This window comes from Pseudomonas sp. GW821-FHT02B10, from assembly GCF_059421865.1.
On sequence record NZ_JBWKVU010000012.1, the window covers coordinates 200,859 to 220,017 of the forward strand.

General features: G+C 65.2%; 19 protein-coding genes and 1 pseudogene. 13 read left to right on the forward strand and 7 right to left on the reverse strand.

Annotation, left to right across the window (positions count from 1 at the left end; genetic code table 11):
- Positions 1-55 precede the first annotated feature (55 nt).
- The 4 genes and pseudogenes from AC07VU_RS23775 to AC07VU_RS23790 all read left to right on the forward strand — a co-directional run.
- Positions 56-361 (forward strand): annotated as a pseudogene (locus AC07VU_RS23775) (benzoate/H(+) symporter BenE family transporter); the annotation flags it as partial.
- A gap of 242 nt (positions 362-603) precedes the next feature.
- Positions 604-774 carry a hypothetical protein gene (locus AC07VU_RS23780; protein WP_277589260.1) on the forward strand — a complete coding sequence of 57 codons (171 nt, stop codon included), beginning with the start codon at positions 604-606 and terminating at the stop codon, positions 772-774.
- A gap of 242 nt (positions 775-1,016) precedes the next feature.
- Positions 1,017-2,102: a hypothetical protein gene (locus tag AC07VU_RS23785; protein WP_277589259.1), complete on the forward strand. Its 1,086-nt coding sequence runs from the start codon at positions 1,017-1,019 to the stop codon at positions 2,100-2,102.
- A gap of 135 nt (positions 2,103-2,237) precedes the next feature.
- A complete protein-coding gene (locus AC07VU_RS23790; RefSeq protein WP_053261957.1) occupies positions 2,238-2,591 on the forward strand; it encodes a DUF1428 domain-containing protein in 354 nt (117 codons plus the stop codon).
- Positions 2,592-2,595: 4 nt separating this feature from the next.
- Here the strand turns inward: AC07VU_RS23790 and AC07VU_RS23795 are convergent, their stop codons facing one another.
- The 3 genes from AC07VU_RS23795 to AC07VU_RS23805 all read right to left on the reverse strand — a co-directional run bounded on the left by AC07VU_RS23795 (position 2,596) and on the right by AC07VU_RS23805 (position 4,298).
- On the reverse strand, positions 2,596-3,135 hold the full coding sequence (locus tag AC07VU_RS23795; RefSeq protein WP_274304115.1) for a phosphohydrolase: 540 nt from the start codon (positions 3,133-3,135) through the stop codon (positions 2,596-2,598).
- 143 nt (positions 3,136-3,278) lie between these two features.
- The gene (locus tag AC07VU_RS23800) at positions 3,279-3,485 is read right to left on the reverse strand and encodes a tautomerase family protein (protein ID WP_007922853.1); all 207 of its coding nucleotides are present in this window, start codon (positions 3,483-3,485) and stop codon (positions 3,279-3,281) included.
- A gap of 66 nt (positions 3,486-3,551) precedes the next feature.
- The gene (locus AC07VU_RS23805) at positions 3,552-4,298 is read right to left on the reverse strand and encodes an SDR family NAD(P)-dependent oxidoreductase (RefSeq protein WP_277589258.1); all 747 of its coding nucleotides are present in this window, start codon (positions 4,296-4,298) and stop codon (positions 3,552-3,554) included.
- A 118-nt stretch (positions 4,299-4,416) separates the two neighbouring features.
- On the opposite strand from AC07VU_RS23805, the gene AC07VU_RS23810 reads away from it, so the two are divergent.
- Together AC07VU_RS23810 and AC07VU_RS23815 are read left to right on the forward strand one after the other, a co-directional pair.
- Positions 4,417-5,337, forward strand: coding sequence for a LysR family transcriptional regulator (locus AC07VU_RS23810; RefSeq protein WP_277589257.1), 921 nt, complete (start codon positions 4,417-4,419; stop codon positions 5,335-5,337).
- Between the two features lie 159 nt (positions 5,338-5,496).
- Positions 5,497-5,946, forward strand: a complete 450-nt coding sequence (locus AC07VU_RS23815) for a hypothetical protein (RefSeq protein ID WP_274304113.1) — start codon at positions 5,497-5,499, stop codon at positions 5,944-5,946.
- A 109-nt stretch (positions 5,947-6,055) separates the two neighbouring features.
- Here the strand turns inward: AC07VU_RS23815 and AC07VU_RS23820 are convergent, their stop codons facing one another.
- Together AC07VU_RS23820 and AC07VU_RS23825 are read right to left on the reverse strand one after the other, a co-directional pair.
- Positions 6,056-7,102: a class I SAM-dependent methyltransferase gene (locus tag AC07VU_RS23820; RefSeq protein WP_277589256.1), complete on the reverse strand. Its 1,047-nt coding sequence runs from the start codon at positions 7,100-7,102 to the stop codon at positions 6,056-6,058.
- 389 nt (positions 7,103-7,491) lie between these two features.
- Complete coding sequence (locus AC07VU_RS23825) at positions 7,492-8,343, reverse strand: CAP domain-containing protein (protein ID WP_053261951.1); 852 nt, start codon at positions 8,341-8,343, stop codon at positions 7,492-7,494.
- Positions 8,344-8,568: 225 nt separating this feature from the next.
- Here AC07VU_RS23825 and AC07VU_RS23830 point away from each other — a divergent pair, with 225 nt between their 5' ends.
- The gene (locus AC07VU_RS23830) at positions 8,569-9,180 is read left to right on the forward strand and encodes a cell wall hydrolase (RefSeq protein WP_277589255.1); all 612 of its coding nucleotides are present in this window, start codon (positions 8,569-8,571) and stop codon (positions 9,178-9,180) included.
- Between the two features lie 185 nt (positions 9,181-9,365).
- Positions 9,366-10,052: a GNAT family N-acetyltransferase gene (locus AC07VU_RS23835; protein WP_277589254.1), complete on the forward strand. Its 687-nt coding sequence runs from the start codon at positions 9,366-9,368 to the stop codon at positions 10,050-10,052.
- A gap of 34 nt (positions 10,053-10,086) precedes the next feature.
- Here the strand turns inward: AC07VU_RS23835 and AC07VU_RS23840 are convergent, their stop codons facing one another.
- On the reverse strand, positions 10,087-12,261 hold the full coding sequence (locus AC07VU_RS23840) for a DNA/RNA non-specific endonuclease (protein WP_277589253.1): 2,175 nt from the start codon (positions 12,259-12,261) through the stop codon (positions 10,087-10,089).
- Positions 12,262-12,372: 111 nt separating this feature from the next.
- The gene (locus AC07VU_RS23845) at positions 12,373-13,233 is read right to left on the reverse strand and encodes a type 1 glutamine amidotransferase domain-containing protein (protein WP_053261947.1); all 861 of its coding nucleotides are present in this window, start codon (positions 13,231-13,233) and stop codon (positions 12,373-12,375) included.
- A gap of 121 nt (positions 13,234-13,354) precedes the next feature.
- Here AC07VU_RS23845 and AC07VU_RS23850 point away from each other — a divergent pair, with 121 nt between their 5' ends.
- The 5 genes from AC07VU_RS23850 (at position 13,355) to AC07VU_RS23870 (ending at position 19,091) form a co-directional block, all read left to right on the forward strand.
- Positions 13,355-14,260, forward strand: coding sequence for a LysR family transcriptional regulator (locus AC07VU_RS23850; protein ID WP_274304107.1), 906 nt, complete (start codon positions 13,355-13,357; stop codon positions 14,258-14,260).
- A gap of 150 nt (positions 14,261-14,410) precedes the next feature.
- Positions 14,411-16,537, forward strand: coding sequence for a TonB-dependent siderophore receptor (locus AC07VU_RS23855; RefSeq protein WP_495030590.1), 2,127 nt, complete (start codon positions 14,411-14,413; stop codon positions 16,535-16,537).
- Between the two features lie 304 nt (positions 16,538-16,841).
- Positions 16,842-18,338: a methyl-accepting chemotaxis protein gene (locus AC07VU_RS23860; protein ID WP_274304105.1), complete on the forward strand. Its 1,497-nt coding sequence runs from the start codon at positions 16,842-16,844 to the stop codon at positions 18,336-18,338.
- Positions 18,339-18,568: 230 nt separating this feature from the next.
- Positions 18,569-18,823 (forward strand): bacteriocin immunity protein, encoded by a 255-nt coding sequence (locus tag AC07VU_RS23865; RefSeq protein ID WP_274304104.1) that lies wholly within the window; start codon positions 18,569-18,571, stop codon positions 18,821-18,823.
- Positions 18,824-18,830: 7 nt separating this feature from the next.
- Positions 18,831-19,091, forward strand: coding sequence for a bacteriocin immunity protein (locus AC07VU_RS23870; protein ID WP_274304103.1), 261 nt, complete (start codon positions 18,831-18,833; stop codon positions 19,089-19,091).
- The last annotated feature ends 68 nt before the right edge of the window (positions 19,092-19,159 follow it).

Genomic DNA, 19,159 nt, shown 5'->3' on the forward strand with positions numbered 1-19,159 from the left:
TCAGGGCTTCGGAGCCTGCATGCAGCCGTTGATCGAGGATTTCTCATTGTCGGCGCTGGTGGCCGGGTTTATCGCCACGCTGATTTCCTATGCCGGGCCGCTGGTGATCATCTTCCAGGCGGCCCTCGTCGGGCTCGCCCTGTCCGCCGCCATGGGCGCCGCCCTGAGCAGCGCCCTGGCCGTACCGCGGGATCGCGAGGCGGCATTGATCACCTTTCTGGTTACAGCGTCGGGCATGTCGCTGTTCGGCTTGTCGGCGGCCTTCTGGGGGCTGCTGTTTGGCCTGGTGGTCCATGGCGTGCTGACCCTGCGTCGTCCGCAGGGGCTACCGGTGGCGGGGGAGGCACAGGCGCGTAATTGACAGTGCCGCGGCATTGGCTATGTATCGAAAACCTTGCACAGGTCAATCACCTCCGGCACGGCCAGGGGCTGCGGGGTTGCCGTTCGCTGCTGCCGAAATGAGTGCGCAAGTCACTGGAAACCTGTGGGTTTTTCGATACAACCCTTACCCATTCTTTACCTTTGCGCGGTGCTCAATGTCGCGCGGGCACTGTCTGAAACGACGAGAAACTTGTGGTTCTCGTCCTGAAAGAGAGTGAAGCGATGATATTGAGTCGAGTTGCAAAAGTGGCGGTAGTGATCGCCTTGTTGGCGTCCCTGTCGGGCTGCTGGATGTTCTTCCCGCCGGGTGGCGGCGGTGGCGGGCATGGCGGCGGTGGCGGTGGCCCGCATGGCGGTTTTGGCGGAGGTCCCGGCGGTGGCGGTCCACGCTGACCGCGACTGACCTGCTTCTGTAGGAGCCAGGCTTGCCGGCGATCGAGGCGCCGCGGTGTATCAGGCCGGACGCCATCGCGGGTAAGCGGCTGGTCGGATACGCCGTCGCGAACCCCTTCTGGAGCCTGGGGCGCAAACCCCAGCACCTATACTCAATCCAGGCATGGTCGTGTGGTATCCGGTTGAAGCCTGCCCCGTCGTGAGCGGGCGGCCGTGGTCGACGCTGTGCGAGGGTTGCCATCTTGTACCTGCGTGCGCTGATCGTCGTGATGCTGCTGGTGCTGACCGGATGCGCCGCGACCCAGCGTGTCCGCGAGGCGGTGGCGCCGGTGGTGGTGCCGGCCAGCACCTGGCGCCAGGTGGACCGGGAGATCGCCGAGGCTTCGCAACAGGCGGTGATCCAGGTCAAGGTCTTTGCCCGCGGCTCCATGGAGCACTGGCGGGTGCGGGTCTATGCCGTTACCGAGGAAACCTTCATCCCCTGGTTCAGCAGTTACTGGACCCAGGAATGGATGGCCATGAAAGTCAGTTGGTACAGCCTCACCGCCGGCGACGAGCAGGACGCGGCGGCGACGCGGCTGGCGGAGTACCTCAAGGAACAGTATCAGGAGCAGGTGCTGGCACCGGTGGCGGTGGAGATCGACCCGGATGCGATTCTCAACCAGGCCACGGAGTTCTATATCGAGCTGCTGGACAAGCAGGTGCGGGTTATCGCCCAGCGTTATCGGTTGCCGGCCAAGCAGCTCGATCAACGGCTCAATGGCATCCAGGCGATTCGCCTGGGGCCGCCGCCGGCGCGCGATGCGTCGTTGTATCAGGTGTTGCATGCCAAGCCCCTGACTACGCTGCCGGCCTACTCGGCGCTGTACCAGCAGATCCATAGCGCGCCGGCGGGCACCGGCGAGGTGTCGTCCGAGGCCGGGATTGTCTCGGTGGCCAGGCAGGCCAGTGAAAAATTCGAAGCGCAGATGGCCGGCCGTGGCATTGCCGGCGCCGCGTCGGCGGTGGCCGGCAAGGTCGCCGGCGCGGTGATCTCCCTGGGCGCCGCGGGGTTTCGCGCGATTGCCCATGAGAGCGACCGGGCCGAGACCGAGGCGCAGATTCGCCAGAGCCTGGGCAAGGCGTTCGACCAGGCCTGGTTCAAGCTGTTGAACAACACCGGCAACGGGGTGATGGCCGGGGTGTATTACCTGGCCGGGCATATCGAGGGCGAACTGGGCCAAAGCGCGGTACCGGAGCCCCCGCTGGAGACGGTACCGGGCACTGTGCATCCGCCCGCGACGCCGGGCCTGAGCGCCCCGCAAACCGGTTGGCAGCCGGAGCCATGAAGCCCGTCGGTCGGTCGATTCAGGTTTTTTCGCGCCGACTTGTCGATTGTCGGCGATGCGGATCGACCAGTTCCCAGAGTGACCGACAGCAAGGTCGGGATCCGATGTTCAACCCCAATCAGCAGGAGCAGGATCATGTCTTATGTCGATGGTTGTGTACTGGCGGTACCCACCGCCAACCGCGAGGCCTTCAAGCAGCATGCGCAGGTCGCGGCGAAGGTGTTCAAGGAGTTCGGCGCCTTGAGCGTGGTCGATTGCTGGGGCGACGACGTGCCCGAGGGCAAGCTGACCTCGTTCCCCATGGCGGTCAAGCTCAAGGCGGACGAGACGGTGGTGTTCAGCTGGATCATCTGGCCGTCCCGTGAAATCCGCGACGCGGGCATGCAAAGAGCCATGGAAGACCCGCGGCTCAAGCCCGACGTCTGCCCGATGCCGTTCGACGGCCAGCGCATGATTTATGGCGGGTTCACGATGCTGCTCAATGCCTGAGGCGTCACCAGCGAAACATCGGCAACGGCCGCAGTGGCGTACGCAGCAACTGCCGGGCCGAAGCGCGTGCCAGCATCCAGTGAAACCCCTGGTCGGGGTAGCGTGCCTGTACCTCGCGGATAAACGGGCGGGGCAGGCCGAAGTTGAGCAAACCCAGGGAGACGTCGATCGTGTCGGCCTGCCGGAACGGTTCGACGCTCGCGGCGTGGGCCTGGCGATAAGGGCGCAGTTTGTGATGCTGCTCGATCAGCGCGCTGACTTGCTCAGCCAGCTGTAACTCGCCGCGCTCGGCCAGAAAGGCCCGGGCCAGTTGGATCGACGGCGCCAGGTAGTCGAGGGTGCCGTGGGTCCAGATACCCAGGTCATGAAAGGCCGCGGCGATCTGCACCGCGCAGGACAGCGGCCGGTCCTGCGGATTGAGCGCGCTGTAGAAACTCAGCACGCGATACACATGATTGCGATAGCCGGGCAGGTCCTTGCCGATCACCGTGGCGAAAGAGGCAAGGATCTGTTCGGTGAGCGGGCACTCGAGAACGACGTCCATGTGGTCTGCTCCGGGTCTGGAAGGGCGACAGTATAAGGCTCGGCGCAGGGCTTGAGGATGCGGGCGTCGCGGCGTACCGGCAGGTTGCGGATCGATTCAACGCCAGGAACAAAGGGCGGACCCGATGCTGGCCCGCCCTTTTTTCATTGCGCCGTTCGCTGGCGGTATTCGGTGGTGGTCATGCCGGCGTAGCCCCAGTTGTCGGTGTCGACTTCCTCGATGACGATGTGGGTCAGTTCCGGGGCCTTGTTCAGCACCCGTTGCAGGGTTTCGGTGATCTCGCGGATGACCTGGGCTTTCTGTTCGCGGGTCACGCCGTCACGGGTGATGCGGACGTTGACGAAAGGCATGGCATTACTCCTGAGGAAAAGGTGGGGGTTGCAAGGGACGGGAGGCACGCGGGCCTCCCGCCGGGTTTACCATTTGCCGCTGCTCATGCCGCCGTCCACCGGCAGCACCACGCCGGTGGTGAAGCCGGCGCCGGACAGGTAGAGCACCGCGTCGGCGATTTCCTCGATGCGTCCGACCCGTCCGGCCGGTTGCAGGCCGTCGAGGAAGGCACGGTGCGCCGGGTCGTGCATCGGCGTGTCGATGATCCCCGGGGCCACCGCGTTGACCTGGATATTGAACGGCGACAGCTCCAGGGCCAGGGCGCGGGTCATCTGGTTCACGCCGCCCTTGATCAGCACCGGTAACGCCGCCGGGACCGCCAGGTTCGGTTGCAGCGCGACGCTGGCGCTGATGTTGATGATGCGGCCCCGGCGCCGCTCGATCATGTGCCGCGCGGCGGCCTGGGAGGTGTAGACCACACCCTTGAGGTTGGTCTCCAGCAGGCTTTCCAGCTCCTCGGGGCTGTAGTCGATAAACGCCTTGGGCAGGAAGAAGCCGGCGTTGTTGACCAGCACATCGACCTGGCCGAAGCGGTCGATGGCGCGTTCGACCAGCTGCGTGGCGGTGGCCGGGTCGGCAATGTCGCCTTCGACCCCGAGAAAACGCTCGCTGTGGCCCAGGGTTTCGGCCGCCGCGGCCAGCCGCTGTGCCGAGCGGGCATTGCCGACCACGTTGTAGCCGCGTTCCAGGTAGGCCTGGGCCAGGCCGAGGCCGATGCCGCTGGAGGCGCCGGTGATGATGACGGTGCTGTTGTGGTTCAGGGTGTGGCTCATGGGGATAGTCCTGTTTTGCGGTGAGAGTGGTTCCAGCGCTGTTGGGCAGAACTATATTTGTGTGCGGAATACTGATAAACAGCGCTTCAGGTACTTCACTTGATACATGGTGTAATCAATGACTCGGCAATTCGACGACGTGCTGCTGGGCAGCATCGAGCTGTTCTGCATGGCGGCGGAGATCGGCAGCTTTACCGGCGCGGCGCTGGCGGCCGGGGTCACGCCGGCGGCGGTCAGCCGCTCGGTGTCGCGCCTGGAAGAACGGCTCGGCGTCCGTCTGTTCGTGCGCACCACCCGCAGCATCCGCCTGACCGACGGCGGGCGTGACTATCACCAGCAATGCCGCAGCGCGCTGAACCAGATGCTCGAGGCCGAGCGCCAGTTGACCGGGCAGCAGCTGGCGCCTTCCGGCACCTTGCGCATCAGCCTGCCGACCACCTACGGCCATCTGCGGATCCTGCCGCTGCTGCCGGAGTTTCGCCGGCGCTACCCGCAGATGCGGGTGGAGGTCAACCTGAGCAACCGCAATATCGATTTCGTCGAAGGGGGCTACGACATGGCGATCCGGGTGCGCGCGCAGCCGGATTCCGGGTTGGTCGCGCGGTTGCTGGAGGACGCCGAACTGGTGGTGTTCGCCGCCCCGGATTACCTGGCGCGGGCCGGTACCCCGCAGCGGCTCGACGACCTGGCGCAACACGAGTGCATCCAGTTCGAGCTGCCCAGCAGCGGCCGGCGCATCGCCTGGCTGTTCAACGGCGTCGACGGCCCCTGCGAAGTGCTCGCCGAGGGGGCCTACGTGTGCTCCGAGGACCTGCTGGGGGGCGTGACCCTGGCCAGGCACGGCGCCGGCCTGTTCCAGACCTACCGTTTCATGGTCGAGCGCGAGCTGGCCGAGGGTTCCCTGGTGGAGGTGCTGCAGCCTTACGGCGGCCGTTCGCGGCCCTTCAGCCTGCTGTATCCCCACAGCCGGCACGTGCCGTTGCGCCTGCGCGCCTTTATCGATTTCCTGCTGGAGAAACAGCAGGGCTGGAAGACCTGAAGCGGGGATGGGCAGCCCGGGATGGATTGGTTAGTATGGCGGCCGGGCTTCCTGGGCGCCCACCTCGCGAAAGCGCAAGCACCTTCAAATCCCGCAAGCACCACGCTTGCATACCCCCTCCGGGCCAATAGCGAGCAGGCCGATTCTCTTGGAGTTGGTATGCCTATCAACAAATCCGTTTCCCGTTCACCCGCCAGTCAGGCCGCCAGCCTGGTACTGCGCGAAGCCAAACGCCTGCATCGCACTGCAACCAGCGGTTCGCTGGCCGGCGCCTTGCCGATCCTGCGGCGCTTGCTGGCGAGCAACAGTTTGCCTGGCCTGTCGTTGCCCGAGCTGTATCGGCAGCGCGACAAGGTGCAGCGCAAACACCTGTTGCGCACCCTGGCCAGCGAGGCCGGTTTTGCCAGTTGGGAGACCTACCGTCAGGTCCTCGACGAGCTGGCGCCCGAGCAGTTGCAGCATTTTGAACTGGTCTACCGCCAGGCGGGCCATCTCAACTGCTGGTTCTCGTCGCCGGACGAGGCCCGGGAGTATGTGGCCCATCATGGCGGCCGGCTGTTATGCGTAGGGCAACAGGCGGTGGTGCTGGTGGATCTGCCGGCGGCGTAAGGCGCTATCCATTGCGGTACAGAAGCACGGCACCCGGGGTTTCCCGGGTGCCGTTTTGCGTTTTCAGGGCACGACGCCGACATGACCCTGTTACTTGCACGATTCTCCTTTATTTACGTGCCTCGAGAATCAGGTTGAACGGCGTCTCTGCGGCCCGGCGGAACTGGCTGAAGCCGGCTTCGCTGAAGACCTGGCGCAGGCGCGCTTCGCCGGCCTGGGCACCGAGCCCCAGGCCGACTTCCTGGGACAGCGAGTTGGGCGTGCAGATAAAGGTCGAGGCGGCATAGAACAGCCGGCCGACCGGGGTGATGTTCTGGTCCAGTTTATCGTTGGCGAACGGCTCGACCAGCAGCACGCTGCCGTCGTCTTTCAGCGCCTGGAAGGCATGTTGCGCGGCGCCCACCGGGTCGCCCATGTCGTGCAGGCAGTCGAAGAAGCAGATCAGGTCGTAGTCGTTGCCGGGGTAGGTCTTGGCGCTGGCCTGGGAGAACTGCACGCGGCCGGTCACCCCGGCTTCCTCGGCCCGTTGCGTCGCGGTGGCGATGGAGGGCTGGTGGTAGTCGAAGCCGAAAAACCGCGAGGCGGGGAAGGCCTGGGCCATGATCACCGTCGACGCTCCATGCCCGCAGCCGATGTCGGCCACCTTGGCCCCGGCCTGCAGTTTTTCCACCACGCCGTCCAGGGCCGGCAGCCACTCGGCCACCAGGTGCGCCCTATAGCCCGGGCGGAAGAAGCGCTCGGTGCCGCTGAACATGCAGGGGTGGTGGTCGCCCCAGGCCAGGGCGCCGTCGCCGCGCATTGCGGCCAGCAGTTTGTCCTTGTCGTGAAATAGCGCGGAGACCACCACGGCGCCACCGGCCACGTACACCGGCGAGTCCTCGATGGCCAGCGCCAGGGCCTGTTCTTCCGGCAGGCGGAACTGGCCGCCCTGGTGTTCCATGTAGCCGGACGCGGCATGGGCGCTCAGCCATTCGCGCAGCAGCCGCGCGTTGCAGCCGGTCTTGGCGGCCAGCGCCTCGGGGCTGACGAAATGACTGTCGGCCATGGCCCGGTACAGGCCCAGTTCTTCGCCGACAATCATATTGGCGAGCATCGCCGCGCCGCCCATGTCTGACACCAGCTTGCCCATGAAATCGTTGAGCTTGGCTTCGTCCATGGCCTGGTCCTCCGCTGTGAGGGGCACTGCCGCCGACGGCCCGGCAGTGGCCGGATGGAGATACGCGGCGTGCGTGGGGAGGCCATGTCCCGGCGCTGCCGAATGAGCGGGCCTGGCAGGGCCGGCCCGTGTTCTGAAGAGCTGACGCAGACCTCCCGCGGGGGACGGGGTGCGTGCCTACCGTTCAGGCAGATGAGGCTGGCCATCGGGCCTGGGCGTCGAACCCGTGGCGGCAGGCGAGGCTGCGCGTGGGTTCCGGGACGCCCGGAGCAAGCGATTGCTGGTCGGTAGATGAGTCAGTTTAGTTGCCCGGCGGGGGCGTCGCGGGGTTGGCCGATGAGGGGGCGGGGCGCCGCTGATGGCGCCCCGGGGCAAGGTCGGTCAGGCCGTCAAGGCGTACCGAACATCGCGGTCCAGTAGATGCCGGCATCGCTTTTCGGATCGACCGCATAGGACGCGCCCAGCTCGCGATACTGCGGGTTCATCAGGTTGGCGCAATGACCCGGGCTGGCCAGCCAGCCATCGACTACCTTGCGCACGCTGTCCTGGCCGGCGGCGATGTTCTCGCCGATCTGCTGGCCGGCATAACCCGCCAGTTCGGCGCGGTCGCCGGGGGTGCGACCGTCGCGGTCCTTGTGATCGAAGAAGTTGTGATTGGCCATGTCCCGGGTATGGTCCTGGGCCGCGCTGGCCAGGGTGGCGTTCCAGGCCAGCGGGGTGGCGGCGGCGAAGATCTGGTTGCCGCACTGGCGCGGCTGCGCGCGGGCGCTGTTGAGGCTTTCCAGGAGCTTCTGGCCCTCGGCCTGCCAGTCGCCGAGGCGCGCGGTCAGCAGTGGCCGGGCGAGGACGATGCGCCATTCCTGGCCGGTGCGGCTGACACCGATATCGACGAACTGCGGGTCCAGCACCACCTGGCAGAAACTTTCCTGCACCGCCTTCATGGCCGCCTGGGCATTGCGCGGTCCGGACAGGCTGATGGCCTGCACATTGACCATCGGGTAGGCACTGCTGGCCAGGGCCTGCTGCAGGTTGCCGATGCTGTTGGCCGGCAGCACCAGGCGCGGGTCGGCGGCCAGCGGCGGCAGTTCCTGGGACACCTGGCCGGCGCAGCGCTGGACCTGGCTGCGGTAGCTGTTGATCGATGTCACCAGTTGCGTCTCGTCGCTCGCCACGGCAGCGGTGGCGAAGGCCATGCTCAGCGACAACAGGGTCAGCGGCAGAACGGAGGATAGGCAGCGCATGGAGGTCTCCCTTGAGCGAATTGCGCCCATGATGCGCGATTTTGCCCCGTTCGGCGCAAGGTCTTTTTGCCGAGAACCGGCGCCGTTATCCGTCCTTGCCGTTGCCGGCGCGGTGCAGGTTACGGGCGGACGGCGGCGAACTACACTCAAGTCCAGTCGCTGCCAGCCGGCAGGCTGGCGGCGGCTTTCCCGTGCCCGGATCGGGTTTTTGGCAAAGGTACGAGCATGCGCCCGACAGCGATTGCCGGCGGTTTTCTGATCCTCCTGTGCGGGGGGCTGGCAATGGCCGCGGGTGAAACAGCGGACCCCGAAGTGGCGCAGGACAAGGCCCAGGTCCTGGAACAGAAAGCCGCGGGCCAGCAACCGGCGCCACGCAGCGAAACCATTACCCCTCCCGAGGCCCAGGCGGTGGACCCGGCGGGCGCCGCGCCGCTGGACGACGCCATTACTTGCCTGGCGCGCTCCATCTACTGGGAAGCCAAGGGCGGGGCCGCCGCCGACATGGAAGCCGTGGCCAGCGTGGTGCTCAACCGGCTCGGCCATGAGGGGTTTCCCGATACGGTGTGCGCGGTGGTCAAGCAGGGTTCGGAGCAGCGCGCCTGTCAGTTTTCCTGGTGGTGCGACGGGCGTGCGGATCAGGTGAAGGAAGATGAGCCCTACATCGCGGCCAAGGAAATCGCGCGCAAGGCGCTCAACCAGCAACTCGCGGACCGCACCCACGGCGCCCTGTATTTCCATGACCGGCGCGTGCGGCCCGCTTGGGCCAGGCAATACCGCAAGACCGCCGAGACCGGCAAGTTCCTGTTCTACAAGCCGCAAGGCGACAGCGCCCGTTAGCCCGGTTTACCCAGGCCATCTGTAGGAGCGAGCTTGCTCGCGATAGCGTCCGTGCTGACACGCCGCATCGCGAGCAAGCTCGCTCCTACAGGAACTGCGTCAAATACGCGGGCGGAGTATCATGCCGGCCCGCCGCCGACGCCTGCTGTCCCAGGCGAGCCTCAACCTTTGGAGCCCACCGCGCAATGCCGATCATCAGCCACTTCCAGACCCCGTGCCCGGAAGCCGTCAACAGCCAGATCCTGCAAATGGTGGTCGACTACCTGACCGATATCAGCGCGGTAGCGATCCCGCCCAGCAACCTGCTGTACAACATCTACCAGTACGCCATCGGCTTTGAGGTGCATCTGTATCTGCAGGCCCTGGACGGCTCCCGGGGCATCGCCGTGGAACTGCTGGTGGCCACTGACGAGGACGACCCGCAGCAGGTGCTGGGTTTTGTGCTGTACCTGCCGGTCAAGGACGATCCCGAGGCGTGCGGCGTGGCCTATATGGCGGTGCGTGCCAGCCATCGCCGGCAGGGGATCGCCCGTTCGCTGCTGGCACGGATGCGCGAGCGCTACCCCCATGCCGAACTGACCTGCGCGGCGGGCAAGGTGGCCTGGTTCGAAGCGCTGGGTTTCCAGGTGCTGGGCGTGCGCGGCCCGCAGGTGCTGATGAATACCCGCGATCACGCCACCGACGGTTTGATGGGCCTGCTGGACACGGCGCCGATCTATCACTCGCTGGAGGTACGGCAGATCCACAGCTACCTGCTGCAAAAGCATGGCAAGCGGGCAATGCTCGATGCCGAAAAACAGCGTGACCGCCACCTCGACCAGATGACCCGCAACGCCCAGGCGCTGGTCCGCGAACGCCTGGGGCAGGGCTGAGGCCGCTCGGTCGCTCAACCCTTGAGCCGCACGCTCAGCCCGGCTTGTGCTGGTCGGCGGCCATGATCGAGGGGGCCAGGGAAATGCCCGCCATCTGGCAGATGTCCGCCAGTGTCGCCTGCTGTTTGTGGAAGGCCTTGGCCAGGTCCAGGGCGGCCTCCTGGACGTTAAGGCCGAACTCCTTGATCACCTCGCTCTGATCGAACAGGAAACCATAGGCCAGCAGTTCCGGGGTGCGCGATTCGTCCTTGGGCACGATGACGATTTTCCAGAAGCGGGTCGGGTAATGCACCGGGCCCTTGCCGAAGTCCTGCTCGACGCAGGAGTCCCCCAGCACCGGGCCGGCGAAGATGATGGCCTGGCCGCCCCCGGCTTCGATCTGTTCGGCCAGCTCGCCCTCGAAGTAACCCCAGATGCCTTTGCGATTGCGGTATTGGGCGCCGTCGGGCGATTCCTGGTTGAACAGTTCGTGCTGCGGCGTGCAGTTGGTCCAGTGGTAGGTGTCGGCGTTAGCGTACTCGGTGTTGATTCCGGGCTGCCCCCAACAGCTGTCTTCGCGGCGCACGATATGGCCGCGATCGAAGTTGCCGGCCGGCGCGTAGATGTCGCTGTTGGTCAACTGGTAGCGGCTCGGCACCCGGCGGTCGAGGCGCCAGCTTTCGCCGCCGAAGCCGCGGCGGCCCCGCGCATCGCCACGGACCTCGGGCCGGTAGTCGGCATTGGAGGCGGTCCACATCGGCATGCGGTACTGCTTGTTCATCACCAGCGAATAGCGGTGATAGGGCAGTTCCAGCGGGGCGTCGTCGTCCAGGTGGGAGAGCCTCATGGCCGGTACATTGCGCGCCGAAGCAGCATGTTCGCGGTAGTCGCCGACGCGGTAGAGCTGGGCCAACAAGTCGCCCTCGACGAAGGGCGGCGGCACCGGTACCCCGAGAAAGTTCGGGTCATAGCCGGGACGGGCTTCGTAGTCGAGGTCGAAGGTCAGGGTCTTTTCCAGGGCCTCGACCGTCGGAGCCGGTTCGGCCGGCACCGGCTCGGCAGGCGTCGCACTGAAGGTGGGCGCGACGCTCGCCGGGCTGTCCGCAGCGTGACTGACGATGTTGATGGTGGTGGGGCCGCAGATATGAAAGATGTTCTGCGATCTCTCGGGCAGGCTTGGGTGGGGCGGCGTAACAGGCAGCGCTTCGTTGACGCTGAGCGCGGCCAGCGGGTCGGCGGTCTGCTCCATGAGCTGGGCCAGCAGCTCGGCCGGCCTGCCACTCAGTTGCAGGGCCTTGAGCGCGCCAATGATGCTGCTGACCCGGGTGCCTTCGTTGGCCACCCAGTCCACCGTGCTTTCCTCGTCTCCTTCGGCGTTCCAGATGCTGTGGTCGGTCTTGAGGATGTTGCCGGCTTCGTCGGTCCTGGGGATGCCGCAGTGGTGCAAGGCGATCAGCTCCCAGTTGTCGCTGAACACCGGGGAGCCGGAAGCGCCTTCGGCGGTGTCGGTTTCGTAGTGCAGGAAGCCCTGGTCGAGGATGTCCAGCAGCCGGTTGTGGGTGGTGGCGTACTGGCGCGGGCCGCCATCGGGGTGCTGGATGATGTTCATCGGCCGGCCACGCAGGGTCTTGCCGGTGGCTTCGATCAGGCGGATGCAGCCGTAGTCCGACAACGCCTCGCCGCGTGAGCCCTGTGTGGAGATGGCCACCAGGCAGAAGTCCAGCGCCTCGTCGGCGAAGTAGAACTGGTCCGGCTGCAGGTTGAAGTAGGTGCCTTCGTTGATGCCGCGCTCCTGCCTTTCGTAGAGAAAGTTGGCGGCGCAGTCCACGGCATCCACATACCGGGGGAACACATGCTGGTTGGTCAGCAACAGGCTGGGCGAGACCAGGAAGCCGGTGGCAAAACCCTCGACCACCGTGCCCGGCCGTGGCGCATTGACCAACCGCGCCACCGGCCTTGCCGCCTGGCGGGCGGCCTCGCTGGGGGCGTAGAAGGTCGGGTCCCAGGTGCCGATCCGGCGTTCCAGCCCGGCCCGGGTCAACAGGGCACGGGCGTTCTCGCGGGCGATCCACTTGGCCAATTGCTGCGGTGAATCGCCAGCGCCCGGGCCCAGTTCGCGGATGCGCGACTGCGATTCGCTGCGTGCTCCGGCCTGCTGGTTCCAGCGTTGCAGGGCTTTGGCCATGTTGCTTCGGCGGGCAGTGGCAACGGCATCTGGTGTCTTGCTCATGGGCACCTCCTGGCGAGTACGGGATTCCTTTCGGGCTGTCGATTTGAGCGTAGACAACCAGCGCGCTGGCAGACGGCTGGCGGCATGCCAGCTCGTCGGATCCACCGGCCTTTACGCGCCTTTGCCGGCGCGTGCCTGCAAGCGTTCCAGCAACACCTTGGCCACGCCCTGGGCCGAGCCCGGGTTCTGCCCGGTCACCAGCTCGCGGTCGATCACCACGTTCTCGCTCCATGGCGAGCGGTTGCTGCGGTACAGGCCGCCGGCCTGTTCCAGGGCGGTTTGCGGGTAGAAGCGCATGGCGCCGCCGCCCAGCAGGCCCTTGGCCAATTCCTCTTCCTGGTTGCTGATCACCGTGAACCGGTAGCCGGCGTAGATCCAGCCTGGGGCGCTGGCCTTGCCGCCGCTGGCCAGTTGCCGGGTGAAGTCCTGCGCCTGGGGCAGGGTCGACAGCAGGGCGATCGGACCGTGGCAGACCAGGGCGGTGGTCTTGTTGTTCTGATGGAAATTGCTCAGCAGCCGGCCCAGCTCGGGGCTGTGCAGCAGGTCCTGCATCGGCGCGTGGCCGCCGGGCACATACAGCGCATCGAAATGCTCGTAGCCGATCTGCTCGACCCGGGCCAGGCTGATCACCGGCGATTCGCCGGGGGAGGTGATTTTCAACTGGTCGAGCAGTGCCTGGTGCGCCTGCAGTGCGGCGACATCGTTGTTGAAATACATCTTGTCGGTGGAGGAGCGGTCCAGGGTCGGCGCCTTGCCCTGCGGGGTGGCGAAGGTCACCGAGTGGCCGGCGTCGAGCAGCTGTTTGACCGGCTGCATCAGTTCGTTGAGGTAGAAGCCGGTGGCAAACACCTTGCCGTCCTTGAGGTCGAGGTGGTCGGCGTCCGAGAGCACCACCAGGACGTTTGCGGCCTGGGCGTTGAAGGTGGCGGCGGTGATGCTCATGGCAAGAGCGAGGGTGCTGAGTGGGCGCATGGCGGTTTCCAAAGTGTGAGGTCAGGGAGTCGGCGGTGGCCGACGGGTGATTCACTGTATTCATGCCTCTGTGGGCGATAAACTCGCGCCACTGGAAATCACTTGTTCCCTGGAGATAAAGGTGAGCCGTCGATTCGATTATCTGGCTGACGTCGAGGTGTTCGTCAGCGTGGTGGAAAAGGGCTCGTTGAGCGCCGGCGCGGTGGCCTTGGGCACCACGCCTTCAGTGGTCAGCCGGGCGATTTCCCGGCTGGAGGCGCGCCTGGGCGTGCAGTTGCTACGGCGTACCACCAGGCGCCTGAGCCTGACCGAAGCCGGCCTGTTGTACCTGGAGCAATCGCGGGCGGCGTTCGAGCTGATCGACGGCGCGGAGCGCAGCATCCAGGGCCAGGACGGCGAGCTGAATGGGCGGGTGCGCCTGAGCGTGCCGACCACCTACGGCCATTACCGGCTGCCGGCGCTGCTCGGCGGCTTTGCCCGGCACTACCCGCAGGTGCGCATCGAGCTGAGCATCAGCAACCGCAATGTCGACCTGGTGGCCGAGGGTTACGACCTGGCGATCCGCCTCGGGCCACTGCCCGACAGCGGCCTGGTCGGGCGCAAGCTGGAGGACGCGCCGCTGTGCCTGGTGGCGTCCCCCGACTACCTGCGCCGCGCCGGCACGCCCCGGCGCCTGGAGGACCTGGCGGCCCATGCCTGCCTGCCGTTCATCATGCCCAGCAGCGGCCGGGTCGGTGCCTGGTTGCTGCGCGAGCAGGGGCGGGACCTGGAGTGGACGCCCCAGGCGAATATCCAGGTGGCCGACGATGTGCTGGGCATCGTGTCCCTGGCCGAACACGGCATGGGCATTTGCCAGACCTACGAGTTCATCGTCCGCGAGCGGATCGCCAGCGGCTGCCTGGTGGAACTGCTGCCGCAGGCGAACGGCCGTTCGCGGCCTTTCTCGGTGATCTACCCGCCGCACCGCCAGCTGTCGGCGGCGGCGCGGGCCCTGATCGATCACCTGACCCAGGCCGTGGCGCAGTGACAGACCGACTGGCTATCAGTCCCGCCGTTGCTCGGGAGAAGGATTAAAAAAGCGCCAACTCCCGTGGGGTAGGGGATTTACTGAGAATCAGGCGCTGATTACAATGATAATCATTGCTATTCATGTCCTTCCCTCCCTTGAGTGCACACCTTGAAGTCATCCTGTCCGCGTGCCCGCCGTAAAACCCTGATCAAACACCTGTTGCCGACACTGTCCTGTTGTCTGGTCGCCAGCCCGCTGTGGGCACAGGAGGCGGTCGAACTGCCGACCACCGATATCCAGGCCGATCGCCTCAGCCAGGACACCGGCTACACCACCTCGCAAGCCAGCACGGCGAGCAAAAGCAATGTGCCGATCAAGGAGGAGGCGCAATCGATCAATGTGGTGACCCAGCAGACCCTGGCCGACTATCAGGTGCGCTCGCTGAGCGACGCCATGAAGTTCGTCAGCGGCGTCAGCCAGGGCAACACCCTGGGCGGCTCCCGGGACTCGCTGGTCAAGCGCGGTTTCGGCACCAACGACGACGGCTCGATCCTGCGCGATGGCGTGCGTTCCAACCTGGGGCAGAACTTCAGCGCCACCACCGAGCGGGTCGAAGTGCTCAAGGGCCCGGCGTCGATGCTCTACGGCGCCCTGGAACCCGGCGGCCTGGTGAACATCATCAGCAAGCAGCCGCAGTATTCCCAGAGCACCACCCTCAGCGGCTCGGCCTACAGCGAGGGCGGCGGCAGCATGGCCCTGGACACCACCGGGCCGCTGGGCGATACCGGCCTGGCCTACCGCCTGATCGCCGAGCGCGGCCATGAGGATTACTGGCGCAATTACGGAGTCAACGAGCACACCCTGGTGGCGCCGTCGCTGACCTGGACCGGCGAGCGCGCCAGCCTGACCCTGAACTACGAATACAACGACTACTCCAGCCCCTTCGACCGCGGCACCGTGTTCACCAACGGGCATCCGGCGGACATCGACTACGACAAGCGCCTGGATGAACGTTGGGCGAAAAGCGTGGGCATTCGCGAAGTGGCCAGCGCGCGCTTCGAGTACCAGCTGAGCGACGCCTGGAAAACCCGCGTCACCTACGGCTGGAACAACGACCGCTACAGCCTGTCGATCGCCCAGCCCAACAGCCTGACCGGCAACACCCTGCGCCGGGCCGCCAACGGCGCCCACTACGACGACGAAACCCGCTACGCCAGCTGGGATTTCATCGGCCAGCAGGAGCTGTTCGGCCAGCGCCATGACCTGCTGGTGGGCGTCGACAGCGAGCACTCCGACCAGTACCGCGGCAAGACCTACCGCAACACCGCCCAGGGTGGTTTCAACATCACCGCGCCGGTCTACGGCAACCTGGCCGAACCGAGCCTGGTCAGCGCCGCCCAGAGCAACCTGCGCAACCAGCTGACTTCGAGCTCGCTGTACTTCAAGGACAACTGGCATTTAAGTGAACAGTGGATCCTGGTCTTCGGCGGTCGCCAGCAGCATTACGACCAGTACAGCGACCAGGGCCTGGGCAAGAGCTACAAGGTCAACCGCGACAGCAATGGCGATACCTTCGTGCCGTTCCTCGGCCTGGTGTTCAAGGCCACCGACAGCCTGTCGCTGTACGGCAACTACAGCCGTTCGTTCAAGCCCAACACCGACGTCGACGACGCCGGCAACACCTTCGATCCGGAAGAGGGCCGCAGCTACGAGGTGGGCGCCAAGTACGATCCGCTGCCGGGCCTGAACATCAACCTGGCGCTGTACGACATCGAGAAGAAGAACGTGGTGACCACCACCACGGTCAATGGCGTGAGCCTTTCGGAAGCCGCCGGCAAGGTCGGCTCCCAGGGTGTGGAGCTGGACGTCACCGGGCGCATCGCCGAGCGTTGGGACCTGATCGGCACCTACGCCTACAACCACACGGAAATCCTCGACGACCCGAGCAACGAAGGCCACCGCCTGGCCAACGCGCCCAAGCACACCGCCAGCCTGTACCTCAGTCATCACCTGAACGTACCTGCGGAATTTGGTGCCTGGCATGCGGGCGGCGGCGCCCGTTATGTCGGCGAGCGCGCGGCCAACAACGCCAACGACTTCTGGCTCAGCAGCTACACCGTGGCCGATGCCTTCGTGCGCTGGGAATCGCCGCTGTTTGGCTACCAGACCAGCTTGCAGTTCAACGTCGACAACCTGTTCGACAAGCAGTACTACCCGTCGTCCACCGGCAGCCAACTGCAGGTCAACGTCGGCGAGCCACGCACCGCACGCCTGAGCGCCAGCGTGACCTTCTGACAACACGCGGACCGCTGCGCGTCGTCCCACCGGGTGGCGCGTCGGCGGGCCCCGTTTTGCCGCTGTCTCTTATTCCCCCGCACATTTCACTCTTCATGGCATTCCCGCCAATCTCCCGACTTTGCCCTCCCGCGGCCCGACTCCCCGCGGCCCGGCGTCAAGAAAGCCCTGGCCCGGTCAATAGTTGAAAAGCGAATTGGGCTATTTGCCACTATCGTTGTTGACTGAACCGCTCGCCGAAGGCGGTCATTCCGTTTTGCCCTCTGCCGTTTTTCTTCCCGCCCCGTACATGGAGTAAGAGTGCATGGCTTTCCCCCCACGTTTTCTCGAGCATTACCGCAAAGCCGACCGCATCATGATGGGCCTGATCTGGCTGATGTTCGCCTATGCGCTGGGCCTGGCGTTCTGGCACGACACCTTCACCCAGGCGCTGCTGGTGGGCGGTGGCACCACCCTGGTCCTGAGCCTGCTGTACCGCGTCATCAGCGGCACACGCCTGATGCGCTGCTGCATCGCCATCGGCTTCATGTTCATGGCGGCGCTGCACATCAACCAGGCCAAGGGTTTGATCGAAGCGCACTTCGGTATTTTTGTGCTGCTGGCGGTGCTGACCTTCTATCGCGACTGGCTGCCGATCCTGCTGGCGGCGGTGACCATCGCCCTGCATCACGTGCTGTTCCATGTGCTGCAGCACCAAGGCTTTCCTGTCTACGTCATGGCCCATCATGGCGGTTTCGGCATGGTGGCGGTGCACGCCTTCTACGTGGTGGTGGAGACGGTGATCCTGCTGTACCTGGCGGTGCACAGCCATGCCGACGCGGTGGAGAGCCAGGACATGCTGGACAAGATGCTCGCCGCCACGTCTCAGCTGACTGTCGACCCAGGCCAGGGCGAAAGCGCCAAGGCGCATGTGTCGCTGGCCCAGCGTTTCGACCACTTCATGCAGCAGATCACCGCCCTGGTGGATGGCGTGGTGCGCGACACCCATGGCCTGCGCGAACTGGGCCAGGACCTGGCGAAAACCAGCCAGACCCTGGAGCAGGGCGCCCAGCACCAGTTGACGGAAATCACCCAGATGACCGGCTCCATGCAGCGCATGGGCGATGCCATGGGCGACATCGCCGTGCATGTCGAGCAGGCGGTCGAGCGTGCGGGGCAGGCCAGCGCGCAAATCAGCCGCGGCCAGCAAAGCGTCGATCGCGCCCAGGCGGAAATCACCCAGTTGGCGTCACGCATCAACGGCACCAACGAAACCGTGCAACGCCTGGCGGGGCAGGCGCAGCAGATCGGCAACGTGCTGGAGGTGATCGGCAGCATCGCCGCCCAGACCAACCTGCTGGCCCTCAACGCCGCCATCGAGGCCGCCCGCGCAGGCGAAGCCGGCCGCGGTTTCGCGGTGGTCGCCGATGAGGTGCGCAACCTGGCCCAGCGCACCGCGCTGTCCACCCAGGAAATCAAGACCATCATCGAAGCCCTGCAACAGGGCAGCCGCCAGGCCGCCGAAGCCATGCACGACAGCCACGAAGGCGCCCAGCGCTGCGTCGAAGACAGCCGCCAGGCCTCCGCGATGTTCCAGGCCGTCGGCGCCGATATTTCCCATATCGACCAACTCAACGGCCGCATCGTCAGCACCACCCGCGAACAATCCAGCGCCAGCCTCGACATAGTCGGTCGCCTGCACTCGGTCCAGGCCATCGCCCAGAACACCGCCGACGACATGGGCAACCTGGCCCTGAGCAGCCAACGCCTGCCACCGATCGCGATCCGGCTGGAAGCGTTGGGGCAGACGTTTCACAAGTAACGTGGGATGGGCGCCTGCTTGCCGACAGGCAGTGGGCGCCATCACTGCTGCTGGCTCGCAGGCCCTGACTGGAATCCGGACTACAGGTCATTCAGACCGGTCAACGTCAATCTCAGAGTTCTCCAAGTTTCCAAGGGCGAGCCGTTTCGCCAACTTGAGATATCGACAACCTGAGTGTCGTTACACCGAAACATCACATCGACATTCACAGAAATGGATGACGTTTATCAATGAAGAACAACATCACTGACTTTACCGAAGACGAATTTGTCAGCTATCTGAAAGAACTGCTCGCCGCTAACAAGACCGCAACCGACGATGTGCTTGACGACCTTCTAGAGAAGTTCTGCGAGATTACTGGTCATCCAGACGGCACCGATTTGATTTACTACCCGGAGGACGGTTCAAGGGGAACCGCTGAAGACATCACGCGCGTTGTGAAAGCATGGCGTGCCGCGCATGGTTTGCCGGGCTTCAAGGGTTAAGGTGCTTATGAAAAACAACTTCTCTGATTACACAGAGTCCGAGTTCATCAAGCTTTTGGAGGAGCTTCGTAGAGCAGACGAGGAAGATGAAACAGACGCTCGTGCGGACGTGCTTTTGTTGCACTTCAAGAAAGTCAGCCAGCACCCGGCAGGCTCCGACCTCATCTACTACCCCGAAGAGGGTGCAGATAACTCGCCCGAAGGTGTCACGCAAATTGTAAAAGCATGGCGTGCCGCGCATGGTTTGCCGAGCTTCAAGGCGGGATGACTTAGCTGGTTGAGCACCAAGCAGAAACGATAAAAAAGCCCCGCTCATGCGGGGCTTTTTCATGGCCG

Coding starts and splice junctions, on each gene's coding strand:
- AC07VU_RS23780 (WP_277589260.1), top strand. CDS start 604: ATGATATTGAGTCGAGTTGCAAAAGTGGCGGTAGTGATCGCCTTGTTG.
- AC07VU_RS23790 (WP_053261957.1), top strand. CDS start 2,238: ATGTCTTATGTCGATGGTTGTGTACTGGCGGTACCCACCGCCAACCGC.
- AC07VU_RS23795 (WP_274304115.1), bottom strand. CDS start 3,135: ATGGACGTCGTTCTCGAGTGCCCGCTCACCGAACAGATCCTTGCCTCT.
- AC07VU_RS23800 (WP_007922853.1), bottom strand. CDS start 3,485: ATGCCTTTCGTCAACGTCCGCATCACCCGTGACGGCGTGACCCGCGAA.
- AC07VU_RS23805 (WP_277589258.1), bottom strand. CDS start 4,298: ATGAGCCACACCCTGAACCACAACAGCACCGTCATCATCACCGGCGCC.
- AC07VU_RS23810 (WP_277589257.1), top strand. CDS start 4,417: ATGACTCGGCAATTCGACGACGTGCTGCTGGGCAGCATCGAGCTGTTC.
- AC07VU_RS23815 (WP_274304113.1), top strand. CDS start 5,497: ATGCCTATCAACAAATCCGTTTCCCGTTCACCCGCCAGTCAGGCCGCC.
- AC07VU_RS23820 (WP_277589256.1), bottom strand. CDS start 7,102: ATGGACGAAGCCAAGCTCAACGATTTCATGGGCAAGCTGGTGTCAGAC.
- AC07VU_RS23825 (WP_053261951.1), bottom strand. CDS start 8,343: ATGCGCTGCCTATCCTCCGTTCTGCCGCTGACCCTGTTGTCGCTGAGC.
- AC07VU_RS23830 (WP_277589255.1), top strand. CDS start 8,569: ATGCGCCCGACAGCGATTGCCGGCGGTTTTCTGATCCTCCTGTGCGGG.
- AC07VU_RS23835 (WP_277589254.1), top strand. CDS start 9,366: ATGCCGATCATCAGCCACTTCCAGACCCCGTGCCCGGAAGCCGTCAAC.
- AC07VU_RS23840 (WP_277589253.1), bottom strand. CDS start 12,261: ATGAGCAAGACACCAGATGCCGTTGCCACTGCCCGCCGAAGCAACATG.
- AC07VU_RS23845 (WP_053261947.1), bottom strand. CDS start 13,233: ATGCGCCCACTCAGCACCCTCGCTCTTGCCATGAGCATCACCGCCGCC.
- AC07VU_RS23860 (WP_274304105.1), top strand. CDS start 16,842: ATGGCTTTCCCCCCACGTTTTCTCGAGCATTACCGCAAAGCCGACCGC.
- AC07VU_RS23865 (WP_274304104.1), top strand. CDS start 18,569: ATGAAGAACAACATCACTGACTTTACCGAAGACGAATTTGTCAGCTAT.
- AC07VU_RS23870 (WP_274304103.1), top strand. CDS start 18,831: ATGAAAAACAACTTCTCTGATTACACAGAGTCCGAGTTCATCAAGCTT.